This window comes from Streptomyces sp. NPDC058469, assembly GCF_042721125.1.
GTDB lineage: Bacteria > Actinomycetota > Actinomycetes > Streptomycetales > Streptomycetaceae > Streptomyces.
Genome location: NZ_JBHXME010000274.1, coordinates 1 through 8220 on the forward strand (window position 1 = coordinate 1; position 8220 = coordinate 8220).

Consider the following 8220-nt stretch of genomic DNA (forward strand, 5'->3'; position numbering starts at 1 on the left):
GTCTCGACACTCGTCAGGTCGGCGAGGTCGAGCTCGCCGACCTCGGTGCCGGAGATCCCGGAGAGGGCGGCTTCCGCGTCGGCCGGTCGAGCGGGCGCAGCCGAAGCGGGAGCCGTTGGACGCGGAGGCGCGGCAGGGGACCGTGGAGACCGTTCAGCGGCTCGTGGGGCTGCGGCGCGAGGGCCGTAGCGGCGAGGCGCACGCGCTGCTCGTCGAGGCCGCGTACTGGCCCGCCGCGCGCTTCCCGCTGCTCGCGGCCGAGCTGCAGCGCGCCGGGCTCGGCGCGGACTGGGCGACGCTGCTGTGGGAGGCCGCCTCGCTGCCCGCCGACCGGCTGGTCGGCGCGGCGGACGCGCTGGTCGCGGCGGGCCGTACGACGGACGGCGACCAGATCCTGCGACAGGGCGTGGCCCGTCCCGCAGACGAGATAGGCGAGGCCGTGCTCGCGCTGGCCGCCGAGGGCCGCCGCCGCGAGATCCACGCCCTCCTCGACGCCTACGTCCGGGTCCGCACCCCCGAGGAGGCGGCCCGCAGCGTCGCGGCCGACCCCCAGCAGCTCGTCCCGCTCCTCCTGGAGGCCGCCCAGGGCGCCTCGGACGAATGCCACTGGGACCTGGTCCACGCCCTACGGGTGGCGGGCTTCAGCGCCTAGCGCGCGGTCGGACCCCGGCTACCCGGCGCAGCGGCTCACCCACCGGAGGGTGAAACAGGATCGACTCCGCGGGTTAACGACGATGGTCTTGGCAAGGCTCCTCCGGAGGCTTACGTTCATCCCTCTACAGCCTTTGTCTACGGGCGTAGAGGCTCTGGCGTCCCGTCGAAGGAGCAGCTCATGGCCAACGTCGTACGCGCCGCTCTGGTCCAGGCCACCTGGACCGGCGACACCGAGTCCATGGTGGCGAAACACGAGGAACACGCCCGCGAGGCGGCCCGCCAGGGTGCCAAGATCATCGGGTTCCAGGAAGTGTTCAACGCCCCCTATTTCTGTCAGGTCCAGGAACCCGAGCACTACAGCTGGGCCGAGCCGGTGCCCGACGGGCCGACCGTGCGTCGTATGCAACAGCTCGCGCGCGAGACCGGCATGGTGATCGTCGTCCCGGTCTTCGAGATCGAGCAGGACGGCTTCTACTACAACACCGCGGCCGTGATCGACGCCGACGGCACCTTCCTCGGCAAGTACCGCAAGCACCACATCCCCCAGGTCAAGGGCTTCTGGGAGAAGTACTACTTCAGGCCGGGCAACGCCGGCTGGCCCGTCTTCGACACCGCCGTCGGCAAGGTCGGTGTCTACATCTGCTACGACCGGCACTTCCCGGAAGGCTGGCGTCAACTCGGGCTCAACGGAGCGCAGTTGGTCTACAACCCGTCCGCCACCTCGCGCGGACTCTCCGCCTACCTCTGGCAGTTGGAGCAGCCGGCCGCCGCCGTCGCCAACGAGTACTTCATCGCCGCGATCAACCGTGTGGGACAGGAGGAGTACGGGGACAACGACTTTTACGGGACGTCGTACTTCGTCAACCCGCGGGGCCAGTTCGTCGGTGACGTCGCCGGCGACAAGGACGAGGAACTCGTCGTCCGCGACCTGGACTTCGGGCTGATCGAGGAAGTCCGCCAGCAGTGGGCGTTCTACCGCGACCGGCGTCCCGACGCCTACGAAGGGTTGGTGCAGCCGTGACCAAGGACCTGCTGGGACGCCACCGGGACGTGCTCCCCGACTGGCTCGCCCTGTACTACCAAGACCCGTTGGAGATCACGCACGGCGAGGGCCGGCACGTCTGGGACGCCGAGGGCAACAAGTACCTCGACTTCTTCGGCGGCATCCTCACCACCATGACCGCGCACGCGCTTCCCGAGGTCACCAAGGCGGTGAGCGAGCAGGCCGGGCGGATCATCCACTCGTCCACGCTCTACCTCAACCGGCCGATGGTCGAACTCGCCGAACGCGTCGCCCAGTTGTCGGGCATCCCCGACGCCCGCGTCTTCTTCACCACCTCGGGCACCGAGGCCAACGACACCGCCCTGATGCTGGCGACGTCGTACCGCAAGAGCAACCAGATCCTGGCCATGCGCAACAGCTACCACGGCCGCTCCTTCAGCTCGGTCGGCATCACCGGCAACCGCGGCTGGTCCCCGACCTCGCTGTCCCCGCTCCAGACGCTGTACGTCCACGGGGGTGTGCGCACGCGCGGTCCCTACGCCGACCTGAACGACGCCGAGTTCATCGCGGCCTGCGTCGAGGACCTGAAGGATCTGCTCGGTCACGTCCGCCCGCCCGCCGCCCTGATCGCCGAACCCGTCCAGGGCGTCGGCGGGTTCACCTCCCCGCCGGACGGCCTGTACGCCGCCTTCCGCGAAGTGCTCGCCGAGCGCGGGGTGTTGTGGATCGCCGACGAGGTGCAGACCGGCTGGGGCCGCACCGGTGACCACTTCTGGGGCTGGCAGGCGCACGCGGAGAACGGTCCGCCGGACATCCTCACCTTCGCCAAGGGCATCGGCAACGGCATGTCCATCGGCGGTGTCGTCGCCCGCGCCGAGATCATGAACTGCCTCGACTCCAACAGCATTTCGACCTTCGGCGGCACCCAGATCACCATGGCGGCCGGCCTCGCCAACCTCACCTATCTGCTGGAGCACGACCTCCAGGGCAACGCCCGCCGCGTCGGCGGCCTCCTCATCGAACGGCTGCGGGCCGTCGCCGCCCAGCATCCCGGCGTACGGGAAGTGCGCGGGCGCGGACTGATGATCGGCGTCGAGCTGGTGAAACCGGGCACCGACGAGGCTGACCCGGACGCGGCGTCCGCCGTACTCGAAGCGGCCCGCGAGGGCGGCCTGTTGATCGGCAAGGGCGGCGGGCACAACACCAGCGCCCTGCGCATCGCCCCGCCGCTGTCCCTGACCGTCGCGGAGGCCGAGGAGGGCGCCGCGATCCTCGAACGGGCTCTGAGGAGCACGCAGTAGCAGTACGAGCAAGGGAACATCGCTATGGCCACCACCCTGGACCCCCTGGAGCCCGCCCTGTCGGTGCGCCAGGTCCTCGGCCTGGAACGGGTCCTCGCCGGGGAACCCGAGGTGGTGGCCGGCGCGAGCCAACTCGACCGGCCCGTGCGCTGGGTGCATGTCGCCGAGGCCGCCGACGTCGGCGTGATGCTCACCGGCGGCGAGATGGTCCTCACCACCGGCGTTCTGCTTGCCGGTGACGAGGCCGCCCAGGCGGAGTACATCCAGTCCCTGCACCGCGCGGAGGCGTCGGCCGTCGTACTCGGCCTGGGACGGGCCTTTCCCGCTCCGCCGGACGTGATGCGCCGCGCGGCCGAGCGGTGTGGGCTTCCCATGGTGGTGCTCCACCGGCCCTTCCCCTTCGCCGAGTTGACGGAAGAGGTCCAATCCCGGCTGGTACGGCGGAAGTTCGCCGCCGTCAGCCTCTCCGAGGCCGTGCGGACCGCGCTCACCGGACTCATCACCGGGGGCGCCCCGCTGCAGAGCCTGCTCGACGAGATCGCCTCGCACAGCGCCTGTCCCGTCGTCGTCACCAACCTCGCCCACCGCGTCCTCGCCACGGCGGGGGAGCGGTCGGCCGTCGACGACGTGCTGCGCGACTGGGAGCGCATCTCCCGGCAGGCCGGCGGCAGCGAGGGCGACGGCTGGGTCCGCGCCGAGCTGGGCGGACGCGGCGAGCGGTGGGGCCAGATCATGCTGTGCGGCTACCGGGGCGACACCGCGACCGGACGCCTTCTCGCCGACCGCGCCGCCGAGGCCCTCGTCCTGCACCGCATGCTCGGCGGCTCCGCCCACACCTGGGAGGAACAGTCCGCGGAGAGCCTGCTGACCGACCTGGTGAGCGGCGTCGTACCCGCACGGCAACTCCTGCCCCGCGCACGTGCGGCCGGGCTGCCCGTCAACCGGCGCACCTTCGTGCCGATGGTCGTACGTGACGGCGACACGGCCCAACTCGACCGGGTTCTACGGCTGTTGGGGCTGCCCGGGCTAGTCGCCGAACTGGCCGACGGTGTCACCGCCGTCCTGCTCAGCCTGCCCCGCGACCAGGACGCGGACGCTCTTGCCGCGCACTTCGCGAGTCGGCTGCGGACCGAGTCAGGCGCCCTCAAGGCCGTCGTGGCCGCCGCCGGGCAGCGCACCGTCTGGGACGACGTGCCCGCCGGTCTGCGCGAGGCACAGCACGTCGCCGACGCCGTGGCCGACTCCAAGGACCTCCTCGACCTCCCCACCGTCGTACGCCTCAAGGACGTCCATCTGCGCGGCCTGATCCGGCTGTTGAGGGACGACCCGCAGGTGCAGTCGTTCGCCGAGCGGGAGTTGGACGGTCTGCTGTGCGCGGCCGACGAGGACCTGCTCGCCGTACTGCGGACGTATCTGGCCACCGGCCGCAACAAGTCGCGCACCGCGCAGCTCCACCATGTGTCGCGGCCCGCGCTGTACCGCCGGCTGGAGGCCATAGAGGGGCGCCTCGGGGTGGACCTCGACGACTTCGAGCAGGCCGCCTCGGTGCACATCGCGCTCCTCGCGCACGACGCGCAACAGGGGTGAAACATGGGACTACCTGGGAAAACGGCGGTGAAACATGCGCCCACGACAGGGTGACACCGTGGAACGCCGCGCGCTCGCAGACGTGACACCGTGCACCTCAAACCGGACTTCAGGACTTCTTAGGCTCCTCGCACACCTAGCGACCGGAGGTCCCGATGAGCACCGTGATTCGTGCCGCCCTGTTCCAGACAGCCTGGACGGGCGACAAGGAGTCCATGATCCAGGTCCACGAGCAGGCGGTCCGCGACGCGGCCGCGCAGGGTGCTCAAGTCCTGTGCTTCCAGGAGCTGTTCTACGGACCGTACTTCTGCCAGGTCCAGGACAAGGCGTTCTACGAGTACGCCGAGGCGATCCCGGACGGCCCGATCGTCAAGCGCTTCCAGGCGCTCGCCAAGGAACACGGCATCGTCCTGATCCTGCCGATGTACGAGGAGGAGCAGCCCGGCGTCCTCTACAACACGGCCGCCGTGATCGACGCGGACGGCTCCTACCTCGGCAAGTACCGCAAGCACCACATCCCCCAAGTACCGGGATTCTGGGAGAAGTTCTACTTCCGTCCCGGCAACAGCGGCTGGCCGATCTTCGACACCAAGGTCGGCAAGATCGGCGTCTACATCTGCTACGACCGGCACTTCCCGGAGGGCTGGCGTGCGCTGGGCCTCGCGGGTGCCGAGATCGTCTTCAACCCGTCGGCGACCTCGCGCGGCCTGTCCGCCTACCTGTGGCAGCTGGAGCAGCCGGCCGCCGCTGCCGCCAACGAGTACTTCGTCGGCGCCATCAACCGGGTCGGTGTCGAGGAGTTGGGCGACAACGACTTCTACGGCACGACCTACTTCGTCGACCCGGAGGCCCAGTTCGTCGGCGAGGTGGCCAGCGACAAGGAGACCGAACTGGTCGTCCGCGACCTGGACTTGGCCAAGCTGCGCGAAGTCCGCGACCGCTGGCAGTTCTACCGCGACCGCCGCCCGGACGCATACGGCCCGCTGACCGCACCGTAAGCAAGTAAGCCCCCACGCCCCTTTGATGAAGGGCGCAGCTCTTCGCAAAGGGGCGCGGGGAAGCGTCCATTAGCGGCTTCGCCGCAGGGCGCGACCAGACCCCACCGACCCGCACCCGACGACAACCCAGCGGAGTCAAAATGAGCACCCGTACCGTCATCCGCGGCGGCCTAGTCATCACCGCGTCCGACGAACTCCACGCCGACGTCCTGATCGAGGACGGCCGCATCGCCGCCCTCGCCACCTCCGGCACCACCGTCGCCGAGGGCTGGACCGCCGAGCGGGTCATCGACGCCACCGGGAAGTACGTCATCCCGGGCGGGGTCGACGCCCACACCCACATGGAGATGCCGTTCGGCGGCACCAAGGCCGCCGACACCTTCGAGACCGGCACCCGGGCCGCCGCCTGGGGCGGTACGACCACCATCGTCGACTTCGCCATCCAGAGCGTCGGCGGCGCCCTCCGCGAGGGACTCGACGCCTGGCACGCCAAGGCCGAGGGCAACTGCGCCATCGACTACGGCTTCCACATGATCGTCTCCGACGTCAACGAGAACACCCTCAAGGAGATGGACCTGCTGGTCCAGGAGGGCGTCACCTCCTTCAAGCAGTTCATGGCCTACCCGGGCGTCTTCTACAGCGACGACGGCCAGATCCTGCGCGCCATGCAACGCGCCGCCGACAACGGCGGGTTGATCATGATGCACGCCGAGAACGGCATCGCGATCGATGTCCTCGTGGAGCAGGCGCTGGCCCGCGGCGAGACCGACCCCCGCTACCACGGAGAGGTCCGCAAGGCCCTCCTCGAAGCCGAGGCGACCCACCGCGCCATCAAGCTCGCGCAGGTCGCCGGCGCCCCGCTCTACGTCGTCCACGTCTCCGCGATGGAGGCGGTCGCCGAGATCGCCCGGGCGCGCGACGAGGGCCTCCCCGTCTTCGGCGAGACCTGTCCGCAGTACCTGTTCCTGTCGACGGACAACCTCGCCGAGCCCGACTTCGAGGGCGCGAAGTACGTGTGCAGTACGCCTCTTCGGCCGAAGGAGCACCAGGCCAAGCTCTGGCAGGGCCTGCGCACCAACGACCTCCAGGTCGTCTCCACCGACCACTGCCCCTTCTGCTTCGTGGGCCAGAAGGAACTGGGCCGGGGCGACTTCTCGAAGATCCCCAACGGCATGCCGGGCGTCGAGAACCGCATGGACCTGCTCCACCAGGGCGTCGTCGACGGGCACATCAGCCGCCGCCGCTGGATCGAGATCGCCTGTGCCTCCCCGGCGCGGATGTTCGGCCTCTACCCGAAGAAGGGCACCATCGCCCCGGGCGCCGACGCCGACGTCGTCATCTACGACCCGCACGCCGAGCAGACCGTCTCCGCCGAGACCCACCACATGAACGTCGACTACTCGGCGTACGAGGGCAAGCGCCTCACCGGCCGCGTCGAGACCGTCCTCTCGCGCGGCGAACTCGTCATCACCGAGCGGGAGTACACCGGGCACGCGGGCCACGGCGTCTACACCCCGCGCTCCACCAGTCAGTACCTCAACTAGGAGTGGCGCACATGGACTTCGGACTCGTCCTGCAGACCGACCCGCCGGCCTCGCGGGTCATCAGCCTGATGAAGCGCGCCGAGCGCAACGGCTTCACCTACGGCTGGACCTTCGACTCCGCCGTGCTGTGGCAGGAGCCGTTCGTGATCTACAGTCAGATCCTGGCCAACACCACGAAGCTGACGGTCGGCCCGATGGTCACCAACCCGGGCACCCGTACCTGGGAGGTCACCGCCTCCACCTTCGCCACCCTGAACGACATGTTCGGCAACCGCACGGTCTGCGGCATCGGCCGCGGCGACTCCGCGATGCGCGTCGCGGGCCGCACCCCGAACACGCTGGCCCGGATCAGCGAGGCCATGAAGGTGATCAGGGCGCTCGGCTCCGGCCAGGAGGCGGACCTCGGCGGCACGGTCATCAAGTTCCCCTGGGCCAAGGAGGACGCCCAACTCCCGGTCTGGATGGCCGCGTACGGCCCCAAGGCCCTGAAGATGACCGGCGAGGAGGCCGACGGCTTCATCCTCCAGCTCTCGGACCTCTATCTCACCGAGTACATGGTCAAGGCGGTGAAGGACGCGGCCGTAGCAGCCGGCCGTGACCCCTCCGAGGTCAAGATCTGCGTCGCCGCCCCGGCCTACGTCACCGAGGACGACTCACCCGAGGCGCTCGCCCACGCCCGCGACCAGTGCCGCTGGTTCGGCGGCATGGTCGGCAACCACGTCGCCGACCTCGTCTCCAAGTACGGCGAGCACTCCGCCGCCGTACCCGAGGAACTCACGGACTACATCAAGGCCCGTGAGGGGTACGACTATTCGCACCACGGTCGCTCCGACAACCCCGACACCGCCTTCGTGCCCGACGAGATCGTCGACCGGTTCTGCGTCATCGGATCGGCCGAGAAGCAGATCGAGAAGCTCAACGCCCTGCGCGAGCTGGGCGTCGACCAGTTCGCCGTCTACGACATGCACGACGCGCAGGAAGCGACGATCGACGCCTACGGATCGAAGATCATCCCGGCCGTCAACGCCTGACGCTCACTTGCACACCGCTCAACTCCCCGTCCCCCCACTCCAGTTCTCCCCCTCCCCACCGTCCTGGGGAGGGGGGTGGCGGGGGGGGGGGGGGGGGGGGGG

The 8220-nt window shown here is 69.6% G+C and carries 6 protein-coding genes and 1 pseudogene; all 7 read left to right on the plus strand.

The genetic code is table 11. The annotated features are described in order from the left end of the window. Window positions 1-652, plus strand: a pseudogene (locus ACFWP5_RS50750) (hypothetical protein); the annotation flags it as partial. A 180-nt stretch (window positions 653-832) separates the two neighbouring features. Further along, window positions 833-1675 carry a nitrilase-related carbon-nitrogen hydrolase gene (locus ACFWP5_RS50755; protein ID WP_384173690.1) on the plus strand — a complete coding sequence of 281 codons (843 nt, stop codon included), beginning with the start codon at window positions 833-835 and terminating at the stop codon, window positions 1673-1675. Further along, window positions 1672-2958, plus strand: coding sequence for an aspartate aminotransferase family protein (locus ACFWP5_RS50760; protein ID WP_384173693.1), 1287 nt, complete (start codon window positions 1672-1674; stop codon window positions 2956-2958). The genes ACFWP5_RS50755 and ACFWP5_RS50760 overlap by 4 nt, the downstream gene beginning before the upstream one ends. Before the next feature lie 24 nt (window positions 2959-2982). Further along, on the plus strand, window positions 2983-4545 hold the full coding sequence (locus ACFWP5_RS50765; protein WP_384173696.1) for a PucR family transcriptional regulator: 1563 nt from the start codon (window positions 2983-2985) through the stop codon (window positions 4543-4545). Between the two features lie 155 nt (window positions 4546-4700). Then, a complete protein-coding gene (locus ACFWP5_RS50770; protein ID WP_356059711.1) occupies window positions 4701-5543 on the plus strand; it encodes a nitrilase-related carbon-nitrogen hydrolase in 843 nt (280 codons plus the stop codon). Between the two features lie 140 nt (window positions 5544-5683). Then, on the plus strand, window positions 5684-7087 hold the full coding sequence (gene hydA, locus ACFWP5_RS50775) for a dihydropyrimidinase (protein WP_384173700.1): 1404 nt from the start codon (window positions 5684-5686) through the stop codon (window positions 7085-7087). Between the two features lie 11 nt (window positions 7088-7098). Next, entirely contained in the window at window positions 7099-8118 is a 1020-nt protein-coding gene (locus ACFWP5_RS50780; protein WP_384173703.1) for a TIGR03842 family LLM class F420-dependent oxidoreductase, read from the plus strand. Window positions 8119-8220: the final 102 nt, after the last annotated feature.